The sequence below is a fragment of the Sphingomonas tagetis genome (assembly GCF_024211275.1).
Lineage (GTDB): Bacteria > Pseudomonadota > Alphaproteobacteria > Sphingomonadales > Sphingomonadaceae > Sphingomonas > Sphingomonas tagetis.
Genome location: NZ_JAMLDX010000013.1, coordinates 47,707 through 72,044, shown reverse-complemented (window position 1 = coordinate 72,044; position 24,338 = coordinate 47,707). Strand labels below are relative to the sequence as shown.

At 66.3% G+C, this 24,338-nt stretch carries 27 protein-coding genes; 17 read left to right on the top strand and 10 right to left on the bottom strand.

Going from position 1 to position 24,338, the window contains the following annotated elements; all coding sequences use genetic code 11:
* Positions 1-31: 31 nt before the first annotated feature.
* On the top strand, positions 32-1,864 hold the full coding sequence (gene typA, locus M9978_RS15875) for a translational GTPase TypA (RefSeq protein ID WP_254294869.1): 1,833 nt from the start codon (positions 32-34) through the stop codon (positions 1,862-1,864).
* Positions 1,865-2,164: 300 nt separating this feature from the next.
* On the opposite strand, the gene M9978_RS15870 is transcribed toward typA, so the two are convergent.
* On the bottom strand, positions 2,165-3,226 hold the full coding sequence (locus M9978_RS15870) for an aldo/keto reductase (RefSeq protein ID WP_254294868.1): 1,062 nt from the start codon (positions 3,224-3,226) through the stop codon (positions 2,165-2,167).
* Between the two features lie 196 nt (positions 3,227-3,422).
* On the opposite strand from M9978_RS15870, the gene M9978_RS15865 reads away from it, so the two are divergent.
* The 4 genes from M9978_RS15865 to M9978_RS15850 all read left to right on the top strand — a co-directional run bounded on the left by M9978_RS15865 (position 3,423) and on the right by M9978_RS15850 (position 7,568).
* On the top strand, positions 3,423-4,310 hold the full coding sequence (locus M9978_RS15865) for an AraC family transcriptional regulator (RefSeq protein ID WP_254294867.1): 888 nt from the start codon (positions 3,423-3,425) through the stop codon (positions 4,308-4,310).
* A 186-nt stretch (positions 4,311-4,496) separates the two neighbouring features.
* Positions 4,497-5,504, top strand: coding sequence for a hypothetical protein (locus tag M9978_RS15860; RefSeq protein ID WP_254294866.1), 1,008 nt, complete (start codon positions 4,497-4,499; stop codon positions 5,502-5,504).
* A 300-nt stretch (positions 5,505-5,804) separates the two neighbouring features.
* Complete coding sequence (locus M9978_RS15855; protein ID WP_254294863.1) at positions 5,805-6,917, top strand: sialidase family protein; 1,113 nt, start codon at positions 5,805-5,807, stop codon at positions 6,915-6,917.
* A gap of 72 nt (positions 6,918-6,989) precedes the next feature.
* The gene (locus M9978_RS15850; RefSeq protein ID WP_254294861.1) at positions 6,990-7,568 is read left to right on the top strand and encodes a hypothetical protein; all 579 of its coding nucleotides are present in this window, start codon (positions 6,990-6,992) and stop codon (positions 7,566-7,568) included.
* 9 nt (positions 7,569-7,577) lie between these two features.
* Here the strand turns inward: M9978_RS15850 and M9978_RS15845 are convergent, their stop codons facing one another.
* On the bottom strand, positions 7,578-8,507 hold the full coding sequence (locus M9978_RS15845; RefSeq protein ID WP_254294859.1) for a right-handed parallel beta-helix repeat-containing protein: 930 nt from the start codon (positions 8,505-8,507) through the stop codon (positions 7,578-7,580).
* Positions 8,508-8,606: 99 nt separating this feature from the next.
* On the opposite strand from M9978_RS15845, the gene M9978_RS15840 reads away from it, so the two are divergent.
* The 6 genes from M9978_RS15840 (at position 8,607) to M9978_RS15815 (ending at position 13,750) form a co-directional block, all read left to right on the top strand.
* Positions 8,607-9,608: a DNA topoisomerase IB gene (locus M9978_RS15840; protein ID WP_254294857.1), complete on the top strand. Its 1,002-nt coding sequence runs from the start codon at positions 8,607-8,609 to the stop codon at positions 9,606-9,608.
* 9 nt (positions 9,609-9,617) lie between these two features.
* Positions 9,618-10,799 carry a mechanosensitive ion channel family protein gene (locus M9978_RS15835; protein WP_254294855.1) on the top strand — a complete coding sequence of 394 codons (1,182 nt, stop codon included), beginning with the start codon at positions 9,618-9,620 and terminating at the stop codon, positions 10,797-10,799.
* The gene (locus tag M9978_RS15830; protein ID WP_254294852.1) at positions 10,786-11,220 is read left to right on the top strand and encodes a nuclear transport factor 2 family protein; all 435 of its coding nucleotides are present in this window, start codon (positions 10,786-10,788) and stop codon (positions 11,218-11,220) included. Before M9978_RS15835 ends, M9978_RS15830 begins: the two co-directional genes overlap by 14 nt.
* A 143-nt stretch (positions 11,221-11,363) precedes the next feature.
* Positions 11,364-11,822 carry a MaoC family dehydratase gene (locus M9978_RS15825; protein WP_254294850.1) on the top strand — a complete coding sequence of 153 codons (459 nt, stop codon included), beginning with the start codon at positions 11,364-11,366 and terminating at the stop codon, positions 11,820-11,822.
* Between the two features lie 22 nt (positions 11,823-11,844).
* Entirely contained in the window at positions 11,845-13,020 is a 1,176-nt protein-coding gene (locus M9978_RS15820) for an acetyl-CoA C-acyltransferase (protein WP_254294848.1), read from the top strand.
* A gap of 358 nt (positions 13,021-13,378) precedes the next feature.
* Positions 13,379-13,750: a YkvA family protein gene (locus tag M9978_RS15815; RefSeq protein WP_254294845.1), complete on the top strand. Its 372-nt coding sequence runs from the start codon at positions 13,379-13,381 to the stop codon at positions 13,748-13,750.
* Between the two features lie 9 nt (positions 13,751-13,759).
* On the opposite strand, the gene M9978_RS15810 is transcribed toward M9978_RS15815, so the two are convergent.
* Complete coding sequence (locus M9978_RS15810; protein ID WP_254294843.1) at positions 13,760-14,989, bottom strand: polyhydroxyalkanoate depolymerase; 1,230 nt, start codon at positions 14,987-14,989, stop codon at positions 13,760-13,762.
* Between the two features lie 149 nt (positions 14,990-15,138).
* Here M9978_RS15810 and M9978_RS15805 point away from each other — a divergent pair, with 149 nt between their 5' ends.
* Positions 15,139-16,926: an ABC transporter transmembrane domain-containing protein gene (locus M9978_RS15805; RefSeq protein ID WP_254294975.1), complete on the top strand. Its 1,788-nt coding sequence runs from the start codon at positions 15,139-15,141 to the stop codon at positions 16,924-16,926.
* Here M9978_RS15805 and M9978_RS15800 read toward each other — a convergent pair.
* Positions 16,923-17,234: a hypothetical protein gene (locus M9978_RS15800; RefSeq protein WP_254294841.1), complete on the bottom strand. Its 312-nt coding sequence runs from the start codon at positions 17,232-17,234 to the stop codon at positions 16,923-16,925. The genes M9978_RS15805 and M9978_RS15800 overlap by 4 nt on opposite strands.
* Before the next feature lie 117 nt (positions 17,235-17,351).
* On the opposite strand from M9978_RS15800, the gene M9978_RS15795 reads away from it, so the two are divergent.
* Positions 17,352-18,017 (top strand): HPP family protein, encoded by a 666-nt coding sequence (locus M9978_RS15795; RefSeq protein ID WP_254294839.1) that lies wholly within the window; start codon positions 17,352-17,354, stop codon positions 18,015-18,017.
* Positions 18,018-18,100: 83 nt separating this feature from the next.
* Positions 18,101-19,267 (top strand): saccharopine dehydrogenase family protein, encoded by a 1,167-nt coding sequence (locus M9978_RS15790; protein WP_254294837.1) that lies wholly within the window; start codon positions 18,101-18,103, stop codon positions 19,265-19,267.
* Here M9978_RS15790 and M9978_RS15785 read toward each other — a convergent pair.
* From M9978_RS15785 to M9978_RS15765, 5 genes are all read right to left on the bottom strand, one after another.
* Entirely contained in the window at positions 19,254-19,601 is a 348-nt protein-coding gene (locus tag M9978_RS15785; RefSeq protein WP_254294835.1) for a hypothetical protein, read from the bottom strand. The two genes, M9978_RS15790 and M9978_RS15785, sit on opposite strands and share 14 nt — an antisense overlap.
* The gene (locus M9978_RS15780; RefSeq protein WP_254294833.1) at positions 19,601-20,242 is read right to left on the bottom strand and encodes a histidine phosphotransferase family protein; all 642 of its coding nucleotides are present in this window, start codon (positions 20,240-20,242) and stop codon (positions 19,601-19,603) included. Before M9978_RS15780 ends, M9978_RS15785 begins: the two co-directional genes overlap by 1 nt.
* Before the next feature lie 66 nt (positions 20,243-20,308).
* Positions 20,309-20,455: a lmo0937 family membrane protein gene (locus tag M9978_RS15775; RefSeq protein ID WP_254294832.1), complete on the bottom strand. Its 147-nt coding sequence runs from the start codon at positions 20,453-20,455 to the stop codon at positions 20,309-20,311.
* Positions 20,456-20,521: 66 nt separating this feature from the next.
* Positions 20,522-20,866, bottom strand: a complete 345-nt coding sequence (locus M9978_RS15770; RefSeq protein WP_254294830.1) for a hypothetical protein — start codon at positions 20,864-20,866, stop codon at positions 20,522-20,524.
* Positions 20,867-20,937: 71 nt separating this feature from the next.
* Entirely contained in the window at positions 20,938-21,342 is a 405-nt protein-coding gene (locus M9978_RS15765) for a M67 family metallopeptidase (protein ID WP_254294828.1), read from the bottom strand.
* 19 nt (positions 21,343-21,361) lie between these two features.
* Between M9978_RS15765 and M9978_RS15760 the strand changes: the two genes are divergently transcribed.
* From M9978_RS15760 to mtgA, 3 genes are all read left to right on the top strand, one after another.
* A complete protein-coding gene (locus M9978_RS15760) occupies positions 21,362-22,309 on the top strand; it encodes an RluA family pseudouridine synthase (protein WP_254294826.1) in 948 nt (315 codons plus the stop codon).
* A gap of 67 nt (positions 22,310-22,376) precedes the next feature.
* Positions 22,377-23,279: an RNA polymerase sigma factor RpoH gene (gene rpoH / locus M9978_RS15755; protein ID WP_254294824.1), complete on the top strand. Its 903-nt coding sequence runs from the start codon at positions 22,377-22,379 to the stop codon at positions 23,277-23,279.
* Between the two features lie 61 nt (positions 23,280-23,340).
* Complete coding sequence (mtgA, locus tag M9978_RS15750; RefSeq protein ID WP_254294974.1) at positions 23,341-24,003, top strand: monofunctional biosynthetic peptidoglycan transglycosylase; 663 nt, start codon at positions 23,341-23,343, stop codon at positions 24,001-24,003.
* 34 nt (positions 24,004-24,037) lie between these two features.
* Here mtgA and M9978_RS15745 read toward each other — a convergent pair whose 3' ends face one another.
* Positions 24,038-24,331, bottom strand: a complete 294-nt coding sequence (locus M9978_RS15745; RefSeq protein ID WP_254294821.1) for a hypothetical protein — start codon at positions 24,329-24,331, stop codon at positions 24,038-24,040.
* Between the last annotated feature and the right edge of the window lie 7 nt (positions 24,332-24,338).

Here is a 24,338-nt window from a genome sequence, read left to right as displayed (position 1 = left end):
AACCGCACTTCAGCGGCATCCAGGAATAGTCATGAACCTCCGCAACGTGGCGATCATCGCACACGTCGACCACGGCAAGACCACGCTCGTCGACCAGCTCTTCCGTCAATCCGGCACTTTCCGCGACAATCAGCGCGTCGAAGAAAGAGCCATGGATTCCAATGACTTGGAGAAAGAGCGCGGAATCACCATCCTGGCCAAGCCGACCTCGGTCGACTGGACGCCGCCGGGTGGCGAGTCGATCCGCATCAACATCGTCGACACGCCGGGCCACGCCGACTTCGGCGGTGAGGTCGAGCGCATCCTGTCGATGGTCGACGGCGTCGTGCTGCTGGTCGATTCGTCGGAAGGCGCGATGCCGCAGACCAAGTTCGTGACCGGCAAGGCGCTCGCGCTCGGCCTGCGTCCGATCGTCGTGGTCAACAAGGTCGACCGCCCCGACGAGCGCATCCAGGAAGTGCTGGACGAAGTGTTCGACCTGTTCGTCAGCCTCGACGCGAGCGACGAACAGCTTGATTTCCCTGTGCTTTATGCCTCGGGCCGCAATGGCTATGCCAGCGAGGACCCCGCGTTGCGCGAGGGCACGCTGGCGCCGCTGTTCCAGAAGATCGTCGACCATGTCCCGCCGCCCGCGCTCGACATCGACGCGCCGTTCACCTTCCTCGTCACCTTGCTCGACCGCGACAACTTCCTCGGCCGCGTGCTCACCGGCCGCGTGACCAGCGGCAAGGTCCGCGCGAACCAGGCGATCCATGCGCTCGACATGGACGGCAACGTCATCGAGACCGGCCGCGCGTCGAAGATCATGACCTTTCGCGGGCTCGACCGCGTGGCGACCGACGAGGCGCAGGCGGGCGACATCATCAGCCTTGCCGGCCTGACCGTCGCGACCGTCTCCAACACCATCGCCGACACCAGCGTCAGCGTGCCGATTCAGGCGCAGCCGATCGATCCGCCGACGCTGTCGATGCGCTTTGCCGTCAACGACAGCCCGATGGCGGGCCGCGAGGGCAGCAAGGTCACCAGCCGCATGATCCGCGACCGCCTCGCCCGCGAGGCCGAATCGAACGTCGCGATCAAGGTGACCGAGAGCGACGACAAGGACAGCTTCGAAGTCGCCGGCCGCGGCGAGCTCCAGCTCGGCGTGCTGATCGAGACGATGCGCCGCGAGGGCTTCGAGCTCGGCATCAGCCGCCCGCGCGTGCTGTTCCGCGACGAGGACGGCCAGAAGACCGAGCCTTACGAGACGGTCATCATCGACGTCGATGACGAGCATTCGGGCTCGGTCGTCGAGAAGATGAACCTGCGCAAGGCCGAGATGACCGACATGCGCCCGTCGGGCGGCGGCAAGACCCGCATCACCTTCAGCGCGCCGAGCCGCGGCATGATCGGCTATCATGGCGAGTTCCTGTCGGACACGCGCGGCACCGGCATCATGAACCGGCTGTTCGAGAAATACGGACCGTTCAAGGGCAATATCGAAGGCCGCAAGAACGGCGTGCTCATCTCCAACGGCGCGGGCGAGGCGAACGCCTATTCGCTCAACACGCTGGAGGAGCGCGGCATCCTGTTCGTCGGCCACGGCGAAGCGCTGTACGAAGGCATGATCATCGGCGAGAACGCCAAGCCGGATGACCTTGAGGTCAATCCGATGCGCGCCAAGCAGCTGAGCAACGTCCGCTCATCGGGCAAGGACGACGCGATCCGGCTGACCCCGCCCAAGAAGATGACGCTGGAACAGGCGATCGCCTATATCGACGACGACGAGATGGTCGAGGTGACGCCCAAGACGATCCGGCTGCGCAAGCGCTTCCTGGACCCGCATGAGCGCAAGCGCGCGAGCCGGGCGAAGCAGGCGGCTTGAGGGTTTCGGGCCAGGGTTGAAGTGAAGGCGCCGGGGGAAACTCCGGCGCCTTTTCTTTGGTTGGCGATGGCCTTCCGCTCAAGGACGGCCGCTCGTTAATCTGGCCCGCTCCGCGGAGAGGAACAGCCGCTTTTGGACGCATGATACCGCGGCCCAGGCAAAGGCGTCAGGACGACGCAAGCAAAGCCTGCCAGCGCAACCAAATAGGGCACGTCCATGGTGAGGTATCCCTAGCTGGGTACCGCCTGAGCCTCAGCCGCCGACGCGCTCGGCGTCGGCGGCTGAGGCGGGCGCGTTGTCTCAGGACGCCCGGGCCGTCGCCGCTTCCCACAGATCGGTCACGCCGAAGCGGTCGGCACCCTGCGTCGCGACCATCCAGCCGGGATACTCGGACGGCAGCTCGCTGACCTCGTCAAGCTGGCGCATTTCTTCGTCCGTCAGGGTCAGATCGACGGCGGCGATATTGTCGGCGAGCTGGTCCAGCCGCTTGGCGCCGACCAGCACCGACGTGACAACAGGCTTGGCGAGCAGCCAGGCCAATGCCACGCGGGCAGGACTGCACCCATGCGCCTGCGCGATCGGGCGCAGCGCGTCGATAACGTTCCAGCCGCGCTCCCGGTCGACGATCGGGAAATCGAAGCCGGAGCGGCGAGCGCCCTCGGGCGACTGATTCTCGCGACTATACTTGCCGGAGAGCAGCCCGCCGGCGAGCGGACTCCAGATCAGCAAGCCCATCTTTTCCGCTTCGAGCAGCGGCACGAGCTCGCGCTCCAGATCGCGGCCGACCACCGAGTAATAGGCCTGCAGTGTCTCGAACCGGGCGAGGCCCTGTCGCGCAGCGACGCCCTGCGCCGTGGCGAGCCGCCACGCATGCCAGTTGGACACGCCCACGTAGCGGACCTTGCCCTGCCGGACGAGATCGTCCAGCGCACGCATCGTCTCCTCCAGCGGCGTCAGTGAGTCGGTCGCGTGGAGCTGGTAGAGGTCGATATGATCGGTTCCCAGCCGCTTGAGGCTGGCCTCGACCGCGTCCATGATGTGCCCACGCGACGCGCCGACATGGTTCTTGCCGGGTCCCATGCGGCCAGCGCCCTTGGTGGCGAGTACATAGTCGCTGCGCGGGATGCCCAGGTTGCGGAACGAGCGGCCCAACGTCTCTTCACTCTCACCCTCGGCATAAATGTCGGCGGTGTCGAAGAAGTTGATGCCCGCCTCGATGCTGGTCTTGACCTGCTCGTCCGCTCCGTTCTGATCGACCGCGCCGATATGTGAATAGATACCGGTGCCGCTGCTGAACGTCATCGTTCCCAGGCAGAGCTGAGAGACGATCAGGCCGGTGTTGCCGAGTTGCTTGTACTTCATGGCGATCTCCTTTGATGTGCCGGATGGCGTCGTGTCCCGTCCGGTGTCGTCAGACGCGTCCTTGTCATCCGGCAGGCTCGGCGAACGGTAGCCCGCTTGTCCTGAATGCTTGCACGATCGTCCTGATATGCGGACAGACGGCTTTCGCGGGCGGAGAAAGCATGAAAGAAGCCAAGCCCGAACCCGAGGAGGCCGCATGACCGAATTTACCGCGCTAGCGAGTCGCATCGCGCGCCATACGCCGGGGGACGGCACGTTCGACACGCCGCTTCCAGGTGTGCAACTGATCCGCTGGTCGGCGCCGAGCGAGCCGATGCCGGTGATCTACGAGCCGACGGTCTGCCTCGTCGCGCAAGGACGCAAGCGGGCAAATGTGGGAACCACGTCGCATGTCTATGACCGGGCCCGCCACCTGATCGCGTCGGTCGGCCTGCCGGTCATGGGTTCGGTGATAGAGGCGAGCGAATCCGCGCCTTACCTATGCCTTCAGATCGACCTGGACATGACCGAGATCGCAGAACTCGCCATGCGCCATCCCGCCGCGAGAGACGTGGCCGTGCCGGCGTCAGGCCTGTCGCTCAACGAGACTTCTCTCGAACTGCAGGATGCCGCCACCCGGCTGGTCACGTTGCTCGAAACACCCGATGACATTCCGACACTCGCTCCGCTCACGCTTCGCGAGATCTATTATCGGCTGCTGACCGGACCGGGCGGCGGCATCCTGCGGCATATGGCGCACGCCGACAGCCGCCTTAATCAGATCGCCCGGGCCATCGCCTGGATACGCAAACATTTTCGCGAGGCTTGCCGGATTGAGCAGGCTGCGGATATTGCCGGGATGAGCCGTTCGAATTTCCACTTGCACTTCCGCTCCGTGACCTCGCTCAGCCCGATAGAGTTTCGAACGCAGCTGCGGATGCAGGAAGCCCGCAAACTGATGGTTGCGGACGGGATCGATGCCGCCAGCGCCGGATTTAGCGTAGGCTACGACAGCCCCTCCCAGTTCAGCCGCGACTATTCACGGCTGTTCGGCCGGCCGCCTGCTCAGGATGCCAGCCAGCTCCGTAATGCAGTAGCCGCATGATCATTTGCTCGATGCGCTGTGAGTTCCAGCAAGCAACCTAAGGCTGGTGCTGCTTGAAAGCAGCCGGTCCGCCTGATCCGACTCAAGACCGTTTCAACTAGAACAAACCAAAAACAAAATCCTTTCCTACACGCCACCATTCTGCCTACACCCTGATCGGTTGAGCCAATCGCATCGGAGGGAGACATGCAGAACCGGGTGCCTGTGAAGCGGGAGGATCGCCCTGCCCTGCCGGACTTTACGCCGGTCCCGCGGCGCAACAATCGCCATGACGGGTGGACGCCCGAGCGGCAGCGGGCGTTCATCGAGGCGCTGGCGGATACCGGCTGCGTCAGCCGGGCGGCGCGGATGGTCAATATGGCGCAGGCGAACTGCTATACGCTGCGGCGTGCGCCGGGGGCGGAGAGCTTTCGCGCGGCGTGGGCGGCGGCGCTCGATTTCGGGGTGCAGCGGCTGAAGGACATCGCCTTCGAGCGCGCGATCGAGGGGCAGCTGGTGCCGGTGTTCGTCGCGGGGCGGCTGATGGGCTTTCGCCGGGTGCGCAACGACGCGCTGCTGATGTTCTGCCTGCGCCATTATGGCCAGGACGCTTCGGGCAAGCGCACGACGATCAACTATTTCTCGAGCCGCGCGAGCGCGGGGGCGGCGAACGATGCCGGCGGTGTCGGCGCGGTGGCGGAGGCGCAGACCACCACCGTGCGCACGACGGTGACCGGCGACGATGCCGAGGCGGCGGCGCGGATCGCGGGGAGCGCGGAGGCGATCGAGGGCTTTGCCGGGGTGACGCTGGATGCGCAGGCGCAGGCGGCGATCATGGCGGCGCTGGCGGATTGCGCGGCGCGGCGGCGCGAGGCGGATGCGGCGATGGAACGCGGCGGGCGGGCGGCGCGCGACGCGGCGGAGGACGATGCCGACGAGGTGTTCGTGGCGCTGCCCAAGGGCGCGGAGGAGTTTCGCGGCGAGCTGGAGCCAGTGAGCGAGCTGGAGGAATGGGTGCCGCTGGTCGAGGGCGAGGCGGCGTGGGAGCAGATCGGGGCCGAGCAGGCGGATTGGGTCGCAGCGGTGGATGAGGGGCCGGAGATCGCGGCAAAACGGGCGCGGCTGGCGGAAGTGCGGGCGATCGATCCAGAGGTGGTCGATCGGTCGCTGCCGATGGCGCATGAGCGGCGGAGGAAGCGCGTGCGGAAGGCGTAGCCGCGGCTCGATATCGCTAAACTACGATTTATCATAACAATCCTATAAAATTTGCGCCGGCGTTCATTTTGGGTTAGTTCGCCGCTGCCCCGGCTCGCCTCAGCGCGACCACGGGCCGTGGAATGGCCGCCGCACGAACGGCGGGCGCCGCGACGCCGACATGACCACGGCACCGCCGCGCCCCGCGCAGCGCATGCCTTCGGAGAGGAGATTGTTATGGTGGGTCGATCCCTTGTTCAGCGTATCTGTAAACGCATCTTCGGCAGGGCCGCGGTGCTGGCCGTGCTTGCGGCCCTTGGCGTGAGCGCGATGCCGGCACCGGCGGAAGCGCAGACGCTGCTTCAGGCCGGCGCGCGTTACCCGCGCATCCGCATGCTGCCCAGCGGCGAGCTGATCGCGACGGTGCTGCTGTTTCCGACCGATTATCGCGTCAGGGTCTTTTCCAGCACCAACAACGGCGCGTCGTGGACGGCGGTGAGCACGTTCGGCGAGGCGAACTGGCCAACGCAGCATACCAGCAGCCCGGATTTCGTGGTGATGCCCAATGGCGACCTGATCCTGGGGATCAACACCGAAACCAACTGCATCGGCTGCATTCCGAAGATCAGGATCTTCAAGAGCACCAACCAGGGCCGCAACTGGAGCTATCTGTCGACCGCGGCGACCTCGAACAAGGCGATCACCTCGACCGACAATGACGGGTTCTGGGAACCCAATTTCTCGTTCGACAGCAGCGGCAATCTGGTGCTGACCTATGCCGACGAAACCAGCGACTGTTGCAGCCAGAAGCTGATCAAGGTCCGCAGCTATGACGGCGGCGCCACCTGGACCGAGCGCTCCAACCTGATCGCGATGGGCACCGGCAACGATCCCGACAACAAGGATGCTCACCGCCCGGGCATGCCAATCGTCGTCAAGCTGACCGACGGCACCAACCGCTGGATGCTGACCTATGAGGTGTGCGGGCTTTCGCCTGCGGCGGTCAATTGCCGGCATCACTACAAGACGTCGACCGATGGCTGGAACTATGGCGCGACCAACTCGATCGGCACGGCGCTGGTCGGCAACGCCAACCGCTATTTCAACGGCACGCCGATGGTGAAGTCGGTGCCCGATGGCGGGCCGCTGCTGTGGATCGGCAAGAACCTGTACCTTCAGGAAGGGACCGTGTCGCAGGCGAACGGCCTGATCCTGTTCAAGAGCGCAAGCGGCAGTCCGTCAGGGCCGTGGGACTCGATGAACGCGCCGGTGCAGCTCACCAACACGCTGGCGAGCAACTGCGAAGGGTTCTCGCCGGCGCTGCAGTGGGTGCCCAATGGCTCGGGCGGCAAGAATCTGGTGCATATGACGATGAAGTACAACAGCACGACGGCGGTCTGCGACATGTACTTCGGTTCGGCACCGCTCAACTGACGCGCACAAGCCGTTTGGCTCCGGCGGCGTACCTGCCGCCGGAGCGTTTTTTCCGGGCTGGAGGGACGGATCATGCATGGGCTCCCGAAGAGCGCGGTGGGCCGCTGGCTGATCGGCGGCACGCTCGTCTTCCTCGCCGTGCTGGCGTTGGTCCTGTCCTTTCTCGGCGATGATCCCGAGCCGGGCGGCCGCGGTCAGGTCGAGATCGTCGGCGCGGCGCCGGTCCCGCAGCCGATGCCCGGCGCTTCGACCGCGTCCACGGCGAAAATGGCCCCGATCCCGGTGGCACCCAGCAACAGCAACGCGCTAACCGCCGGTGCGCAGGCCGCACGCCTGATCGACGAGAAGCGCGACCGCGGCTGGGCGCCGCGCAGCGAAGCGGCGATCCGCCAGTTCATCATGCGCATCCCGTATCTCGGCGGCGAGCGCTATATCGGGGTCAAATGCGCGGCGACCGCCTGCGAAGTCACCGGCATCGCCGATCCCGACAAGGCAAGCGGCACGTTCAAGCCGGTGTGGGAAGCGATCGAGCGCGACACCGCCGGACCGGAACTGCGCCAGCACGGGCTGGAGCGCACCGCCGCGGTCTTCGACACCGGGCGCAGCGGCGACGAATTCAAACTCTATTATCGCCGGGTGGCTGGCCCCTGAGGCCGGCGGTCACCGCCGCGCCTGAATCGCAATCCGGTCGGCCAGCTCATTGTCGCGCACCGTCACCGCATCCTTCGACCAGTTGCCGACCAAGGTCGTGCTGTCCTTGAAGCCGGGGGAGAGCCAGGCCTTGTTGCGCTCGATCACCAGCCCGGCGGAGCTGTGTTTCGGGCCTTCCGGCGCGACGGCGATGACCGTGCCGTAATTGTCCTTGTTCGGGCCGATCTCGAACGCGTTGCCGGCGATGCGGCCGCTGGCGCCGTTGGAGAGGTCGATCGAATAATTGGTGTTCATGCCCTTGCTGTCGTCGAAGCTGTTGTCGAGGATCTCGACGACGGGCGCGCGAACCTTGAGATAGTGCCCGCCGGTGCCGCGCTCGAAGCGCGATTTGGTGACCTTGAGCGAGCCATAGGCGCCGACATAGATCGCATGCGCGCCGTTACCGGTCGGGTCCTTGCCGAGACCGGCGAAGGTCGAGCGGTCGATCGTGATGCGGCCGCGCGGGAAGCTGGCGGTGAGGATGCCGCACTGGCCGTCGACAAACATCGCGTTGGTGACGGCAAGGTCGCCGGTCTCGAGTCGGATGCCGGCGCCGTTGCCGTCCTCGACCAGCGTGCGCATGAAGACGATCCCGTCGACGCTGGCGCTGCGGCCGCGCAGGACGAGCGTCGCCTTGCCCTCACAGATGGCGCGGTCGAAGATCGCCTTGCCGGGGACTTCGGACGTGTAGGCGATGTCGCCCGCCTCCTGCACCGCGCACTCGCCATAGCGGCCGGGGGCGATGCGGATCGTGCCCTTGCCTTCGCCGATCGCGGCGACGGCTTCCTGTAGCGACGCGAAGCGGCGGCCGGTTTCCTGCACGGTGAACGGGCCTTGCTGCTGCGGAACGGCGGGGGCGGTGGTGGCGAGCAGTGCGGTCAGGACGAGCGGCAGGCGCATGGGGGACTCCGGCAGATTTGGCGCGGGTTATGCGCGTGCAGGTGTCACCGCGGCGTTAAGGCATCGGAACCGCGCGGCGGCCCCGCGCATTCCTGCGCCATGCGACTGCGATATTGCGACGACAGCAAACCGGGGATCACGCGGCGCAAGGTCCGCCATGGCTGGGGCTATTGGGACGCCGACGGGAAGCGCATCACCGACCGCGAGGAGATCGATCGGCTGAACGCGGTGGGGCTGCCGCCAGCCTATGTCGAAGCGTGGTATTGCCCGCATGCCAACGGGCATTTGCTGGCGACCGGGATCGATGACCGGGGGCGCAAGCAATATCGCTACCACCCCGAGTTCCGCGCGGCGCAGGAGGCGGCGAAGTACGACCGGTGCAGCGCGTTCGGGCACAAGCTGCCAAAGCTGCGCGCGCGGATCGAGGCGGATCTGCGCAAGCGGTCGCTGAGCAAGGAACGCGCGGTGGCGGCGGTGGTGCGGCTGCTCGATCTGGGGCATGTGCGCGTGGGCAACGAGCAATATGCCGCGGCGAACAAGAGCTTCGGCGCGACGACGCTGCGCAAGCGCCACGCCAAGCTTTCCGGCAGCACGCTCAAGCTCCAGTATCTCGCCAAGTCGGGCAAGCTGCGCGTGCTGACGATCACCGACCGCAGCCTCTCCACATTCGTGAAGAAATGCCAGGATTTGCCGGGGCAGCATCTGTTTCGGTGGCTGGACGAAGCCGGCGAAGCGCATCCGGTGACCTCGACCGACGTCAACGACTATATCCGCGACGCGATGGGCGACGAGTTCACGGCCAAGCATTTCCGCACCTGGGGCGCGAGCGCGATCGCGTTCGAGGCGCTGGCCAGGGCGGACGGCTATGTCGGACTCAAGTCGCTGCTCGAGCCGGTGACCGAGGCGCTGGGCAACACGCCCGCGATCGCACGCAAATCCTATGTCCATCCCGCGCTGATCGAGCTGACCAAGGACCGTGAGACGCAGGCGAGCTTTCGCGAGGCGCTTTGCCTGCCGCGCGCCACACGTTACCTGACGCGCGCCGAACGGGGGCTGATCGCCTTTCTCGACGGCACCGCGATCTCGGCCAAGGCCGCCTGAAGGGACCTCATGACTGCGAATAATACCGCCGCCGCGGTCGAGAAGACTGCCAAAGTCACGACCGAAAGCTTTCAGATTCAGCTGCAGACGTTGTGGAACGACAGCGTCGCCTGGCTCGGAAGCCACTGGCTGCAGATCCTGGTCGCGGTCGGCATCGCCACCGCGATCGTCGCGATCTTGCACGTGCTGCGCCGCTGGGGAATGCGGCTGTGCGAGAAATCGGTCGGACCGGCCGGCTGGGGCACGATCCTTGGCCGCACGATCGCGCGCACCGGGCATTTCTTCATCATCATGCTCGCCGCCAAGCTGGTCGCGGGCTATGCCAACCCGCCGGAGATGGTCGCCAAGACGATCGACTTCCTGTTCACCCTCGCCGCGGTGTTCCAGGCGGCGATCTGGGCGCGCGAGCTGATCCTCGGCGCGATCGAGAAGCGCACCGAGAGCGAGAATTATCATGGCGAGGCGCTGCTCTCCGCGCTCGGGCTGATCCGGCTGCTCGTCACCTTCGCGCTGTTCGCGATCGCATTGGTAGTGGTGCTCGACAATCTCGGGGTCAATGTCACCGGTCTCGTCGCGGGGCTCGGCGTCGGCGGCATCGCGATCGGCCTTGCGGCGCAGGGCATCTTCGCCGACCTGTTCGCGGCGCTCGCGATCATCTTCGACCGCCCGTTCCGGCGCGGCGACCGCATCCATTACGACCAGACCAAGGGCACGGTCGAAGCGATCGGCCTCAAGTCCACCCGCATCCGCGCCTTCACCGGCGAGGAGCGGGTGATCTCGAACAAGCAATTGCTCGACAAGGAAATCCAGAACGTCTCGGCGCGGCATCATGTGCGCAACCGGCTGATGATCGGCATCGCCTATGAGACGCCACCCGACGTGCTCGAAGCGATTCCGGCGATGCTGGAGGCGATCGTGGAGGCGGCGGGCGCACACGCCTCGCGCGCCAGCTATGAAGCGTTCGGCGCCAGCTCGGTCGATCTGGTGCTGGAGTTCGACGTGCCCGGCGACGATGTCCCGGCGAGCAACGCGGCGCGCGACAAGATCATCATCGGCATCCTGCGCAAATTCGCGGCGGAAGGCATCACCATCCCCTACCCCGCCCAGACCGCGTTCACCGCCGCGCCCGACGGCAAGCTGATCTATCCCTACCCGCCCGAACCGCAGGAGGTGCCCGATGGACGACCATGAGCAGATCGCCGCGATCCTCACCCGCTACGAGCAAGCGGTGCTCGACCGCGACGTCGATGCGGTGTTCGCGGACTATATCCCCAACCCCGTCGCTTATGACCTCGCCCCGCCACTGGAGACGCGCGGCGCCGCTGTGCTCGACCGCGAGGGGCTGAAAACATGGCTCGACAGCTGGGACGGGCCGGTTCGAGTGACGTCGCAGGAGCCCGCGATCCTGGTCGACGGCGATCTCGGCATATTGTTCACGCTCCAGCACATGACCGGCACCAAGAAAGGCGAAGGCGAGACCGACCTGTGGTTCCGCTGCACGGTCGCGCTGCGCCGCATCGCCGGGGCGTGGAAGATCGTCCACATCCATACCAGCGTGCCGATGGCGATGGACGGCAGCGGCAAGGCGGAGACTGGCCTGAAGCCCGCGTAGAGTATAATTTTCGAATGTCTGGTTTGGCGATCTTCGCCTAGTTTTCCTTGTAACGATCGATCCATTCCCGTTTGCAGTAGGTAAAGTCTTGCCGACTCGCGACGGTTTCGCCTAGATGCGCCGCAACAAGGCGAGGGACGGCAATGACCGGCACGATCACGATCGCGGAATTGGCCGCCCAGGACCCGGTCGAGCAGGTGTCGGACTGGGTCGAGGTCACGCAGGACATGATCGACAAGTTCGCCGAAGCAACCGGCGATCACCAGTTCATCCATGTCGATCCGGTTGCCGCCGCCGCGACGCCGTTTGGCGGCACCATCGCCCATGGGTTCCTGATGCTCTCGCTGATGCCGCTGCTGCGGTCGAAGATCGATATTCCGTCGATCGAAGGCGCGAAGATGGGCGTGAACTATGGCGGCAACAAAGTCCGCTTCATCACCCCGGTCCGCTCGGGCAAGCGCGTGCGCGGCCGCTTCAAGACGCTCGAACTGGCCGAGAAGCGTTCCGGCCAGTGGCAGCAGACCGTCGAATTCACCGTCGAGATCGAAGGCGAGGCCAAGCCCGCCCTGATCGCCGAATGGATCAGCCAGATTTTCGTCTAACCCGTACAGAAGGACCGTCCCAATGCGCTCTGCCGTCATCGTCTCGACCGCCCGCACCCCGATCGGCCGCGCCTATCGCGGGGCGTTCAACAACCTGCCCGCTCCCACGCTCGCGTCGAAATCGATCGAGGCAGCGGTGCAGCGTGCCGGGATCGACGGCGCCGAAGTCCATGACGTCGTGTTCGGCGCGGCGCTCCAGCAGGGCAGCACTGCCGGAAATATCGCACGCCAGGCCGCGCTGCGCGCGGGCTTGCCGGTCAGCGTCTCGGGCATGTCGCTCGACCGCCAGTGCGCCAGCGGCCTGATGGCGATCGCCACCGCCGCCAAGCAGATCATCGTCGACAATATGGACATCACCATCGGCGGCGGCGTCGAGAGCATCAGCCTGGTCCAGACCCCGCAGATGCGCGTCGCGGCGGATCCCGAGCTGCTGGCGATGCACAATGACGTCTATATGCCGATGCTGCAGACCGCCGAGGTGGTGTCCGCGCGCTATGGCATCGGCCGCGACGCGCAGGACGAGTACGGCCTCCAGTCGCAGCAGCGCACCGCCGCCGCGCAGGCCGCAGGCAAGTTCGACGACGAGATCGTCCCGGTCACCGCGACGATGAACGTGGTCAACAAGGAGACCAAGGAAGTCACGACCAAGGAAGTGACGCTGACCAGGGACGAGGGCAACCGCGCCGACACCACGCTGGAGGGCCTGAAGTCGCTCCAGCCGGTGGTGCCGAACGGCACGATCACCGCGGGCAATGCGTCGCAGCTTTCGGATGGCTCGTCCGCGTCGGTGCTGATGGAGGAGAAACTCGCGGAGAAGCGCGGGCTGCAGCCGCTCGGGCGCTATGTCGGCATGGCGGTGGCGGGCACCAAGCCGGATGAGATGGGCATTGGCCCGGTGTTCGCGATCCCCGCGCTGCTCGAGCGCTTCAACCTCAAGATGGACGACATCGGCCTGTGGGAGCTCAACGAGGCGTTCGCGGTGCAGGTGCTGTATTGCCGCGACAAGCTGGGCATTCCCAATGAGCTGCTCAACGTCAATGGCGGCTCAATCTCGATCGGCCACCCCTATGGCATGACCGGCGCGCGCTGCACCGGCCATGCGCTGATCGAGGGCAAACGCCGCGGGGCGAAATATGTCGTGGTGACGATGTGCGTCGGCGGCGGCATGGGCGCGGCCGGGCTGTTCGAGGTGCTGTAAGTTGAATCTTCAGCGCTGTTGATCTATCTATATCGGCGTTGCGAAGTTCATACTTCTTCTGAACCCCGGTCGTGGCAGCGGCCGGGGTTCTTCGCGTTTGGGGACCGGCTGGCAGGCCGGCCCCTTCCATGCACTCTACTTGCCGCGAGCCACCTCGATCACCTTGAGAAGCAAGGTGCCGAAGGCGAACAACACGCCAAGGAAGAGGCACAGACCTGCGAAGTCCATTGCCTTCTCCTGTTCGGCGGCAGAATTGCCGCCGCGTTCACATTGAACGAAATCTCGACTTCGGGGAGGTTGTGCGTCCATATCGGACGCATCGCTTGACGCTTTGCCGCCCTGCTTCCATCCAGCCCCCATGCCCAGCAAATCCTTCGTGCAGCGCATCCGCATCGAGACGCATGCCGTCTGGCTCGCCGTGCGTGATCCGCGCACGCCGGTGCTGGCGAAGCTGGTCGGGCTGCTCGTGGCCGCCTATGCGCTCTCGCCGATCGACTTGATCCCGGATTTCATTCCGGTGCTCGGTCTGCTCGACGATGCGATACTGATCCCGGCGGGTGTGTGGCTGTTCGCGCGGATGATCCCGGTCGAATTGCTCGCCGAGCACCGCGCGACGGCGGCTGCCGCTTCGGAACGCCCGGTGAGCAAATGGGGGATCGCGATCATCCTCGCCACCTGGGCGCTGATCGCGCTGCTCGCCTATGAACTGGTGATGCTGAGCTACGACTGAGCCACCCGCTCAATCGTGCTTTTCGATCCAAGCTTCCAGCACGGGCGCGATCCGGTTGCGCCACTTGCTGCCGTTGAAGATGCCGTAATGGCCGACATCGGGCGCCATGTGATATTTCTTCATCCTGGCGGGCAGGCTGGTCGAGATTGTCAGCGCCGCCTTGGTCTGGCCGAGGCCCGAGATATCGTCCTTCTCGCCCTCGACTGCGAGGATCGCGGTGTCGGTGATCGCGGCGGGATCGACCGGGCGTCCGCGGTGCTGCATCGTGCCCTTGGGCAGCGAATGATCCTGGAACACGACGTCGATCGTCTGGAGGTAGAATTCGGCGGTCATGTCGCACACCGCGCGATATTCGTCGTAGAAGCGCATCGTCGAATCCGCGCTCTCGCCGTCGCCCTTCACCAGATGTTTGAACATCTCCCAGTGCGAAATCAGATGGCTGCCGAGGTTCATCGTCATGAACCCGGCGAGCTGCAGGAAGCCCGGATACACCCGCCGCCCCGCGCCGCCATAGGTCGCCGGCACTGTCGCGATCACATTCTGCTCGAACCAGCTGTGCGGTCGCTCGGTCGCCAGCGTGTTGACCGCGGTCGGCGCCTCACGCGTGTCGATCGGGCCGCCCATCATCGTCAGCGTCTTGGGCCGGTTGGGATGCTTGTCGGCGTTCATCAGCGCGACGGCGGCGTAGACCGGTACCGAGGGCTGGCACACTGCCAGCACATGCGGCCGGGCATCACCCTCGGCCCCGATCGCGGCGAGGAATTCGATCACATAGTCCATATAATCGTCGAGGTCGAAGCGTCCGTCGCTGAGCGGCACCAGCTTCGCGTCGCGCCAGTCGGTGATGTACACGTCCGCCACCGGTAGCATCCGCGCCACCGTGCCGCGCAGCAGCGTGGCATAATGGCCGCTCATCGGCGCGACGATCAGCAGCTTGGGCCCGCCCTCGACGCCCTCCCGCACGAAGCGCTTGAGCTGGCCGAACGGCTTGCGCAGCACAATCTCTTCCTGAACCTCGATTCGCTTGTCGCCGATCGTGGTGAAATCGAGCCCGAAGTCGGGCTTGCCGCGCGGTGCGGCGGCATGCGCGAACACTTCGAGCGCCGAGGCGAGGATCGGTCCACCGCCGAAATAAGCGAACGGATTCGCGGGGTTGTTGAGCAGTCCCGCGCTGAAATTGGCCAGCGCGCTTGCGCCCGCCAGCATCGATTTCTGCATTTCATACGCGTTATACAACATGGTTGATCAACGTCTCCGCCCCACACCGCCGGATGACAGCGGTGGCAGGGTTATAGCGGGCGAATGCTGCGGTGCAACGTCCATCCATACCCAATGTTCGAGGTAGGAATGCGGTTCCCTTGGCGCACGGCACGCGCTACGCGGCGCGCATGGCCGAGCCGATCAAGAAGCCCGCTGTCGCTCCCCCGGCGCGAAAGCTGTCCAGCCTGCGCGTCGTCTGGCGCTATGCCAGCCGCTATCCGCTGCAGATCGGCATGGCGATCGTCGCGCTGACATTCGCGGCGGGCGCGACATTGTGGATTCCGCGGACCTTCAAGGAAGTGGTGGACAAGGGCTTCGCGGCCGGCGCCGATCCGTCGCATATCGCGCCCTATTTCCACGGGCTGCTGGGCGTCGTGGTGGTGCTCGCGCTGGCGACGGCGATGCGCTTCTATTTCGTGTCCTGGCTGGGCGAGCGGACGGTGGCCGACATGCGCGCCGCGGTGCACCGCAACCTGCTGCGCCTGCCGCCGCGCTGGTTCGAGGAGAACCGCCCGTCGGAGATCGCCAGCCGGCTGACCGCCGACACCGCGGTGGTCGAACAGATCGTCGGCAGCACGGTGTCGGTCGCGCTGCGCAATCTGCTGCTGGCCATCGGCGGCACCGCCTATCTGTTCGTACTGGCGCCCAAGATCGCGGCCTATCTGATCATCGGCCTGCCGATCATCGTGCTGCCGATCATGTGGCTCGGCGGGCGGGTGCGGCGCTTCTCGCGCACCAGCCAGGATCGCGTCGCGGACATCGGCGCGATTGCGGCGGAAACGCTCGGCGCGATGCGCATCGTGCAGGCGTTCGGCCAGGAAACGCGCGAGGGCGAGCGCTTTCAGGCGGCGGTCGACCGCGGCTTCGCGTCGGCACGCAAGCGCTTCAGCACGCGCGCGCTGATGACGGCGTTGGTCATTCTCGTGCTGTTCACCGCGATCACGCTGATCATGTGGGACGCGGTGTACGGCGTGGCGGCGGGGCGGATTTCCGGGGGCTCGATCACGGCGTTCGTGCTGACGGCGGGCCTCGTCACCGGCGCGTTCGGCGCGCTGGTCGAGGTCTATGGCGACCTGCTGCGCGCTTCGGGCGCGGCGAGCCGGCTGGCGGAACTGCTCGCGCAGGAGCCAGACATCGCCGCGCCGGCCGATCCCGTGCCGTTGCCGGTGCCGCCGCACGGGCGGATCGAGTTCGATGGGGTGACCTTCCATTATCCCACGCGGCCCGAAGTGTCGGCGCTCAACGACTTCACGCTGTCGGTGGCGCCGGGCGAGACGGTGGCCGTCGTAGGCCCGTCAGGCGCGGGCAAGTCGACCTTGTTCCAGCTCGTCCAGCGCTTCTACGACCCCGAGGCGGGCGAGATTCGCGTCGATGGCGTGCCGGTGCGTCGGGCCGACCCCGCCGCGATCCGTGCGCGGATGGCGATGGTGCCGCAGGAGACGGTGATCTTTGCCGCCAGCGCGCGCGACAATCTGCGCTATGGGCGCTGGGACGCGAGCGAGGAGCAGATCTGGCAGGCGGCCGACGCCGCCAATGCCGCCGAATTCCTGCGCGAACTGCCGCAGGGGCTCGATACCTTCCTCGGCGAGGACGGCGCGCGGCTGTCCGGCGGACAGCGCCAGCGGCTCGCCATCGCACGCGCCTTGCTGCGCGATGCGCCGATTCTGCTGCTCGACGAGGCGACCAGCGCGCTCGACGCCGAGAGCGAGCGGCTGGTGCAGGACGCGCTCGAACATCTGATGGAGGGGCGCACGACCCTGGTCATCGCCCACCGCCTCGCCACCGTGCGCGCGGCGAAGCGGATCATCGTGATGGACGAGGGGCGGATCGTCGAGACCGGAACGCATGGCGAGCTGGTTAGCAAGGGCGGCCTTTACGCGCGGCTCGCCAGCCTGCAGTTCAGCGAGACCGCCTAGCTCGTCACCAGCATATAGGCGAGCGCGAGCACGACGAGGACGAGGGCGGCAGCGACATAGGTTTTGGGATCGCGCTTCGGCTTTTCGCGGCCCATGCGGTCGAGGTCGAACCAGTAATGCGCGGGATGCGTTTCGCGGATCACCCCCGTGTCGCGGAGCTTGTCGAACGCCTTGCGCTCGGCCGGGCTGGCCGGGGCATATTCGATCGCATCGCCGGGCGCGAGCGCGTGGTGATCGGCGAAATGCCGCTGGACTCGATATTGCGCCAGATCGGACGCGCCGGAGCCGTTCAGTTTCGCCACTGTCATGCCGTGATTGTCGGGGGCTGTTCGCAGCCTTTCAAGGGCGGTCCGATGACTCAGCTTCATCGCCCGAAAGAATCCCCTGTTCCCGGCAACTTGCTCCACGCGCCTAAAGCCCCCGCCATGCCCTTCCGCATCTTCAAACCCATCCTTGCCGGTGCGCGGCCGATCGACCGGCTGGTCGCGTGCATCGGGGCGGCGGTGTGCCTGGCGCTCACCATGGTCATCTGTACCGAGATTCCTTTGCCGGTTGCCGATTTGCCGCTGATCGTCGCGCCGATCGGGGCGTCGGCGGTGCTGATCTTCGCGGTCCCCGCCTCCCCGCTCGCCCAGCCATGGCCGGTGGTCGGCGGCAACACGCTGTCCGCGCTCGCCGGAATCGCCGCGTTCAAGGCGATCCCCGACCCGATGATCGCCGCCGGGGTTGCGGTCGGCGGCGCGATCGCACTGATGTCGCTGTGCCGCTGCCTCCACCCGCCGGGCGGCGCGGCGGCGCTGACCGCGGTGATCGGCAGCGAGGCGATCCACGCCGCGGGCTATGCCTTCGCCTTTGCGCCGGTCGCATTGAACTCGATCGCGATCGTCTCGCTCGGCATGTTCTTCCACCGCATGTCGGGTCACACCTACCCGCACGAACCCGCCCCCGCCGCGCCGCCGCCGGGCTTTCATCTCGAGGATATCGACGCCGCGCTGGCGGAACTGCCCGACAGTTTCGACATCAGCCGCGAGGACCTCGACGTGCTGTTGTCGAAGGCCGAAGCGCACGCGCTGGCGCGGACGAAGCGCTAGGCTTGCAATAGGCGGTCGCGTCTGCTCCCCCTGTGGCTTATAACCCGCTTTGAAAGCGCGGTACGGACACAGGAGCGGATAACATGGCACGCGAGCTCGACCTGATCGTCTATGGCGCGACCGGCTTCACCGGACGCCTCGTCGCCGAATATCTCGGCCAGCGCTACGCCGATGGCAGCGTCAAATGGGCGATGGCGGCGCGCTCGCTGTCCAAGCTGGAGCAGGTGCGCGACGAGATCGGCGCGCCCGCCGACACCCCGCTGCTGACGGCCAATGCCGACGACCCTGCCAGCCTGCGCGCGCTCGCCGCCCGGGCGCGGGTGATCATCTCGACCGTCGGGCCGTACCAGCTTTACGGCAGCGACCTCGTCGCCGCCTGTGTCGAGACCGGCACCGGCTATGTCGACCTGTGCGGCGAGCCCAACTGGATGCACGACATGATCGCGCAGCACGACGCCGCCGCCAAGGCGAGCGGCGCGCGGATCGTGTTTTCATGCGGGTTCGATTCGATCCCGTTCGACCTTGGCGTGTGGACCGTGCAGCACGCGGCGACGGCGAAGTTCGGCGAACCGGCGCCGCGGGTTAAGGGCCGGGTGCGCAAGATGCAGGGCACGTTTTCCGGCGGCACCTTCGCCAGCGGCAAGGCGACCGCAGCGGCGGCGGCGAAGAACCCGGCGGTGTTCAAGACCTTGCTCGATCCGTTCGCGCTGACACCCGGCTTCGAGGGGCCGGACCAGCCCAAGGGCATGATGCCCGAATATGACGAGGCGGTCGGCGGCTGGGTCGCGCCGTTCATGATGGCGGTGATCAACACCAAGAATATCCACCGCACCAACTTCCTTGCCCACCACCCCTATGGCCGGGACTTCCGCTATGACGAGATGATGGTCGCGCCGGGACTGGGGGATATCGGCAAGGCGGCGGCGGAGGCGATCTCGAAGCTCAACCCGATGAATTCGGACAAGGGACCGGCACCCGGCGAAGGGCCTTCGAAGGCCGAGCGCGAGGCGGGATTCTATGAGATCGACTTCATCGCCGAAATGCCTTCGGGCGACCGGCTGACCGCCACCGTCACCGGCGACCGCGATCCCGGCTATGGCTCGACCAGCAAGATGATCGCCGAGGCGGCACTGTGCCTGATCCGCGACGTCGATGGTGGAGGGGGCGTGTGGACGCCTGGGGCGCTGATGGCGGCGCCGCTGATCGAGCGACTGAAGGCGAATGCGGGGCTGACGTTCAGCGTCGGCTGAACGCTTCGCCCGGGATCGGCGGTGTGGCGTCGGTGTAGAAGGTCATCGCCACGATCGCGAGCACGAGAGCCACGACGATCGCCACGGGCACCAGCTTGCGGCGGCGGCGTTCGACCGCGGCGTCGAGCGCGTTGAGGTCGAGCCAGTAAAAGGCATGGCCCTCCTTGCGGATCAGCCGCTCGGACAGCATCGCCTCGAACGCCGCCTTCAGCGGCAGCGGCGGTTGGTAGAGGATCGTGTCATAGGGGGTGACCGCGTGCTGCGCGCAGAAATGATCGACGATCTTGCGCCGCTTGCGCGCCCGTGCGGTGATTGCGACCGTCTCAGCGCCCATCAGGCCCGGAACGCCGCTCCGAACAGCAGCACTTCGGCGTCAGGGGGCGAGACCTGCAGCTCGCCCTCGCCCTGCGCCACCAGCTGCTGCACCAGATAGGCGGCGGCGGCGCGCGGGGTCACGGCGCCGTCGCCCGTCTCGCCAGTCAGCGCGCCGCGCAATTCCTGGTCGAGCACGATGCGTGGGCCGGTGGCGCGCACCACGATCTCGACAGCGCCGTCATGCGCCTCGGCACCGATGTCGAGCTGGCCGCCGCGCACCAGCGCGTCGCCGCCGATCAGCGCGAGGTTGAGCAGCACCTTGATCGCCTGTTTGGGCAGCACCGGATCCTCGACCATCCAGCCGATGCTGACGCGGTGATTGTCGCCGAACAGCCCCTCGATCGCCGCCTGCGCCTCGCGCGTATCGACGGTGTCGCCGAAGCCGCCGGCCGCGCCGAAGGCGAGGCGGAAGAATTTGAGTTTGTTGGCGCTCGCCTTGGCGCTGTCGGCGAGCAGTTCGAGGCAGCGCTGGCGCATTTCCGGGTCATGCTCGTCGGCGAGCAGCTCGAGCCCGTTGTTGAGCGCGCCCACCGGGCTCAGCAAATCATGGCACAGGCGCGAGCAGAGCAGGCTGGCAAAATCGGTCGGCGAGATGTTCAAGCGATGCGCTCCAGTTGATGCCGGGCCTTTTGGCGCAGCACCGCTGGGCTGGCAATGCCGGAACGGTCAGACGCCGCGGCGGCCGCGCAGGAACTGCACGACGATCACGATCAGCGCGACGACGAGCAGCAGATGGATGACCCCGCCCGCGACGTTGAGCGAAAAGCCCAGCAGCCACAGGATCAGCAGGATGACGGCGATGGTCCACAACATGGCGAGTCTCCGTAATCAGAGACTCGTCAACGTGTTGCGGGGGCGGAACGTTCCGCGAGGACGCGGTCAGCGCACGCAGGTGACTTCCAGGGCCCTGACGTCGCCGCTATAGCCCGCCCGCTCCGTTCGAGAAACGACCCCCGCGCTGAATCCGGCCTTGACGCAAAACACCTTTGCCCGATCGCCGCAGTCGCGACTGGGCGAACAATAAAAATCGGCGATGGAACGCACGCCTTCACTCGATTCTCCGCCACTCGGCCCCGCGCGAAGCAGCTTCTCGATCCGGTCGAGCCGCTGAATGATCTCGTTGTGAACGTCCTGAGCGGTTGCCGGCGCGCTCGCCAAGAGGCCCGCCACGGCCGCTGCTGCCACCACGATGCCCCGAACTCGCCCTGCCCCACCTTTGCTCATGCTGTCCCCCCTCGAATGCACGATGGCATCGAAGCATGGCGCGTGCTCGGGTGCAACGGACGTTGCTCCCGTCAGCGAACATCGAACGCGACGGGATCGAACCGGCCATGCCGCGCGCCATTTTCGACCGCACGCCAGAGCTTGAGCGTCTCGTTCGCCACGATCAGCCAGAGCTTGCCGTCGGGCACGGCCATTGCCGCGTCGGTCGCAGAGGGATCGGCGTCGCCGCCCGGGTGCGAATGCCAATAGCCGGCGAGGCGCTCGCCCCCGCCGCGCTCGGCGCGCAACGCCGCGAACAGCGCCGCCGCATCGATCTCGAAATGGCGGCGCGGATCGGCGGCGACGTTGGCGGTCACGCTCGCCCGCCCGAGGTGCCCGCCCGTCCCGAACAACAGCCCGCACGCTTCCTCGGGCAGCGCCTCGGCAGCGGCCTGCTGGATTAGTTCGATAACACAGCTTGAAATCGTGATCGCCATCCCCATCTCGCCTACCAGAATGGACCGGGGGGTTGCCACACTCGAAGCGCGGATCGCGAACACGGCTGACGGATGGCGGCTCGACCGCGCATTGGCCGACGCGCTCCCCACCCTCTCGCGCGAGCGCATCAAGGCGCTGATCTCGACCGGTAACGTCACCGGCCCCGACGGGCAGGTGCGCGATCCCAAGAAGAAGGCGCCGGGCGGCGCGCTGTTCACGCTGAACGTGCCCGAGCCAGAACCCGCGCATAACGAGGCGCAGGATATCGCCCTGAACATCGCGTTCGAGGACGAGCATCTGATCGTGATCGACAAGCAGGCGGGGCTGGTCGTCCATCCCGCCGCGGGCAATTTCGACGGCACGCTGGTCAACGCGCTGCTCCACCACTGTCAGGGCAGCCTGTCGGGCATCGGCGGGGTCGCGCGGCCGGGGATCGTCCACCGCATCGACAAGGACACGTCCGGCCTGATGGTCGCGGCCAAGACCGACCGCGCGCATGTCGGCCTGGCCCGCCAGTTCAAGGCGCATTCGATCGACCGGCGCTATCAGGCGATCGTGTCGAGCCGACCGAAAACGTCAGGCGGGACGATCGACGCACCGCTTGCGCGATCGCCGCAGAACCGCAAGAAGATGGCGATCGTGTCCGGCGGCAAGCGCGCGGTGACTCACTGGACACTGGTCAAGCCGCTGTTCGAGGCCGCGCTGGTCGAGTGCCGGCTGGAGACGGGGCGCACGCATCAGGTGCGCGTGCATATGGCGTCGATCGGCCATCCGTTGATCGGCGACCCGGTTTATGGTAGAACGAAGAAAGAACACCGAGAGGTCCTGGAAACCCTGGGTTTCCAACGACAGGCCTTACACGCGGCGCATCTGGGGTTTATTCATCCCATAAATGGCCACGCTTTGGCTTTCGAAAGCAGCATGCCTGCCGATATGCAGGAACTGTTCAACAGGCTCGTCGTATAGAGAGTCGCCCCCGGCCGCGTCGCCTGACAGGGACGCACAGCCCAACGAAAAAGGGAGTAAGTAGATCATGGCAAGCGGAAGCAACGTCCCCGCGACGATCCCCGCGCTTGGCGGTGAGCAGAGCCTCAATCGCTATCTGGCCGAGATCAAGAAGTTTCCGATCCTGGCGCCCGAGCAGGAATATATGCTCGCCAAGCGCTTTCAGGAGCATGGCGATCCGGAGGCCGCGGCCCAGCTGGTAACCTCGCATCTGCGCCTCGTGGCGAAGATCGCGATGGGTTATCGCGGCTATGGCCTCCCCGTCAGCGAGCTGATCTCCGAGGGCAATATCGGCTTGATGCAGGGTGTGAAGAAGTTCGAGCCCGACCGCGGATTCCGCCTTGCCACCTATGCGATGTGGTGGATTCGCGCCTCGATCCAGGAGTTCATCCTGCGCTCGTGGAGCCTGGTGAAGATGGGCACCACCGCCGCGCAGAAGAAGCTGTTCTTCAACCTGCGCCGGATGAAGGCCAAGCTCGACGCGTTCGAGGATGGCGACCTCTCCCCCGAGCATCTCGCCAAGATCGCCAAGGATCTGGGCGTGACCGAGGACGAGGTCACGTCGATGAACCGCCGCATGGCGATGGGCGGCGACACGTCGCTCAACGTGCCGATGCGCGAGGATGGCGAGGGCCAGTGGCAGGATTGGCTGCAGGACGATGCCCCGTTGCAGGATACGGTCGTTGCCGACGCGCAGGAGGCGGACGTCCGCCACACCATGCTGACCGAGGCGATGGACGAGCTCAACGAGCGCGAGAAGCACATCCTGACCGAGCGCCGGCTGACCGACGATCCCAAGACGCTCGAAGAGCTGTCGCAGGTCTATGGTGTCAGCCGCGAGCGCGTGCGCCAGATCGAGGTGCGCGCGTTCGAGAAGCTGCAGCGCGCGATGATGCGTCTGGCGGGCGACCGCCGTCTGCTTCCCGCCTGACGGCCAAGCGGGGGCGGCATTGGCGAGGGTGCAGCCACGGCGCTGGGGCCGCCGGCTCGTCATGTGGACGGGCAAGGCGATTCTGGCGTTCGTCGCGCTGTCGCTGGTGATGGTGACGGCTTACCGCTTCGTCCCTCCGCCCTTCACCTGGACGATGGCGGGCGACCTGCTCGGCGGGCATGGCGTGACCAAGAGCTGGCGCTCGCTGGACAAGATCGACGCCGACATGCCGCGCGCGGCGATCGCGGCGGAGGATTCGAGCTTCTGCTCACATGGCGGGTTCGATTATGATTCGATCGCGGCGGCGATGTACCGCAATGCCAAGGGCGGCAAGGTGCTGCGCGGCGGATCGACGATCAGCCAGCAGACCGCGAAAAACGTCTTCCTGTGGCAGGGCGGCGGCTATTTCCGCAAGGCGCTCGAAGCGTATTTCACGGTGCTGATCGAGCTGATCTGGCCCAAGAAGCGGATCATGGAAGTCTATCTCAACGTCGCCGAGACCGGCATCGGCACCTATGGCGTCGAGGCCGGAGCGCAGCGTTATTTCCGGCATGGCGCGGGCAATCTGACGCGGGCCGAGGCGGCGCGGATCGCGGCGGTGCTGCCGCTGCCCAAGAAAAGGGCGGGCGCCGCCCCCAAGGGCTTCACCCGCCGTTACGGCAATTCGATCGCCGCGCGCGTCGGCGTGGTTCAGCGCGACGGGCTGGACGCCTGCCTTCGTTAGCCTCCCCTCCCGCAAGCGGGAGGGGAATCAGAGCTTACTTCTTCTCCGCCGGCACCGCCTTGTCGATCGCATCGCCGGCCTTTTCGGCGGTGTCACCCACGCTCTTCGCCGCTTCGGCGATGGCGTCGTCCTTGCGGCTTTCGCTGCTGCCTTCGCTCAGGAAGTAGAAGGCGCCGACCACGACGATGATCAGGGCGATGATGCCCAGGATCAGTCCGCCGCCGCCGCCCCTGCGCTCGATCACGGTGGTGGTGCCGCCGCCGGTACGCTCGGTCACGCGCTCGGCGGTCACGCCGTCGTCGCGCTCGACAATCCGTTCTTCAGCCATTTCGCAT

Excerpts from the sequence above, each read along its gene's own strand:
- M9978_RS15815 (WP_254294845.1), top strand. The coding sequence starts at position 13,379 with ATGCCCAGCAAATCCTTCGTGCAGCGCATCCGCATCGAGACGCATGCC.
- M9978_RS15825 (WP_254294850.1), top strand. The coding sequence starts at position 11,364 with ATGACCGGCACGATCACGATCGCGGAATTGGCCGCCCAGGACCCGGTC.
- M9978_RS15830 (WP_254294852.1), top strand. The coding sequence starts at position 10,786 with ATGGACGACCATGAGCAGATCGCCGCGATCCTCACCCGCTACGAGCAA.
- M9978_RS15745 (WP_254294821.1), bottom strand. The coding sequence starts at position 24,331 with ATGGCTGAAGAACGGATTGTCGAGCGCGACGACGGCGTGACCGCCGAG.
- rpoH (WP_254294824.1), top strand. The coding sequence starts at position 22,377 with ATGGCAAGCGGAAGCAACGTCCCCGCGACGATCCCCGCGCTTGGCGGT.
- M9978_RS15765 (WP_254294828.1), bottom strand. The coding sequence starts at position 21,342 with ATGGCGATCACGATTTCAAGCTGTGTTATCGAACTAATCCAGCAGGCC.
- M9978_RS15760 (WP_254294826.1), top strand. The coding sequence starts at position 21,362 with ATGGACCGGGGGGTTGCCACACTCGAAGCGCGGATCGCGAACACGGCT.
- M9978_RS15775 (WP_254294832.1), bottom strand. The coding sequence starts at position 20,455 with ATGTTGTGGACCATCGCCGTCATCCTGCTGATCCTGTGGCTGCTGGGC.
- mtgA (WP_254294974.1), top strand. The coding sequence starts at position 23,341 with ATGTGGACGGGCAAGGCGATTCTGGCGTTCGTCGCGCTGTCGCTGGTG.
- M9978_RS15795 (WP_254294839.1), top strand. The coding sequence starts at position 17,352 with ATGCCCTTCCGCATCTTCAAACCCATCCTTGCCGGTGCGCGGCCGATC.
- M9978_RS15865 (WP_254294867.1), top strand. The coding sequence starts at position 3,423 with ATGACCGAATTTACCGCGCTAGCGAGTCGCATCGCGCGCCATACGCCG.
- M9978_RS15785 (WP_254294835.1), bottom strand. The coding sequence starts at position 19,601 with ATGGGCGCTGAGACGGTCGCAATCACCGCACGGGCGCGCAAGCGGCGC.
- M9978_RS15800 (WP_254294841.1), bottom strand. The coding sequence starts at position 17,234 with ATGACAGTGGCGAAACTGAACGGCTCCGGCGCGTCCGATCTGGCGCAA.
- M9978_RS15805 (WP_254294975.1), top strand. The coding sequence starts at position 15,139 with ATGGCCGAGCCGATCAAGAAGCCCGCTGTCGCTCCCCCGGCGCGAAAG.
- typA (WP_254294869.1), top strand. The coding sequence starts at position 32 with ATGAACCTCCGCAACGTGGCGATCATCGCACACGTCGACCACGGCAAG.
- M9978_RS15770 (WP_254294830.1), bottom strand. The coding sequence starts at position 20,866 with ATGAGCAAAGGTGGGGCAGGGCGAGTTCGGGGCATCGTGGTGGCAGCA.
- M9978_RS15820 (WP_254294848.1), top strand. The coding sequence starts at position 11,845 with ATGCGCTCTGCCGTCATCGTCTCGACCGCCCGCACCCCGATCGGCCGC.
- M9978_RS15850 (WP_254294861.1), top strand. The coding sequence starts at position 6,990 with ATGCATGGGCTCCCGAAGAGCGCGGTGGGCCGCTGGCTGATCGGCGGC.
- M9978_RS15845 (WP_254294859.1), bottom strand. The coding sequence starts at position 8,507 with ATGCGCCTGCCGCTCGTCCTGACCGCACTGCTCGCCACCACCGCCCCC.
- M9978_RS15860 (WP_254294866.1), top strand. The coding sequence starts at position 4,497 with ATGCAGAACCGGGTGCCTGTGAAGCGGGAGGATCGCCCTGCCCTGCCG.
- M9978_RS15810 (WP_254294843.1), bottom strand. The coding sequence starts at position 14,989 with ATGTTGTATAACGCGTATGAAATGCAGAAATCGATGCTGGCGGGCGCA.
- M9978_RS15790 (WP_254294837.1), top strand. The coding sequence starts at position 18,101 with ATGGCACGCGAGCTCGACCTGATCGTCTATGGCGCGACCGGCTTCACC.
- M9978_RS15870 (WP_254294868.1), bottom strand. The coding sequence starts at position 3,226 with ATGAAGTACAAGCAACTCGGCAACACCGGCCTGATCGTCTCTCAGCTC.
- M9978_RS15835 (WP_254294855.1), top strand. The coding sequence starts at position 9,618 with ATGACTGCGAATAATACCGCCGCCGCGGTCGAGAAGACTGCCAAAGTC.
- M9978_RS15840 (WP_254294857.1), top strand. The coding sequence starts at position 8,607 with ATGCGACTGCGATATTGCGACGACAGCAAACCGGGGATCACGCGGCGC.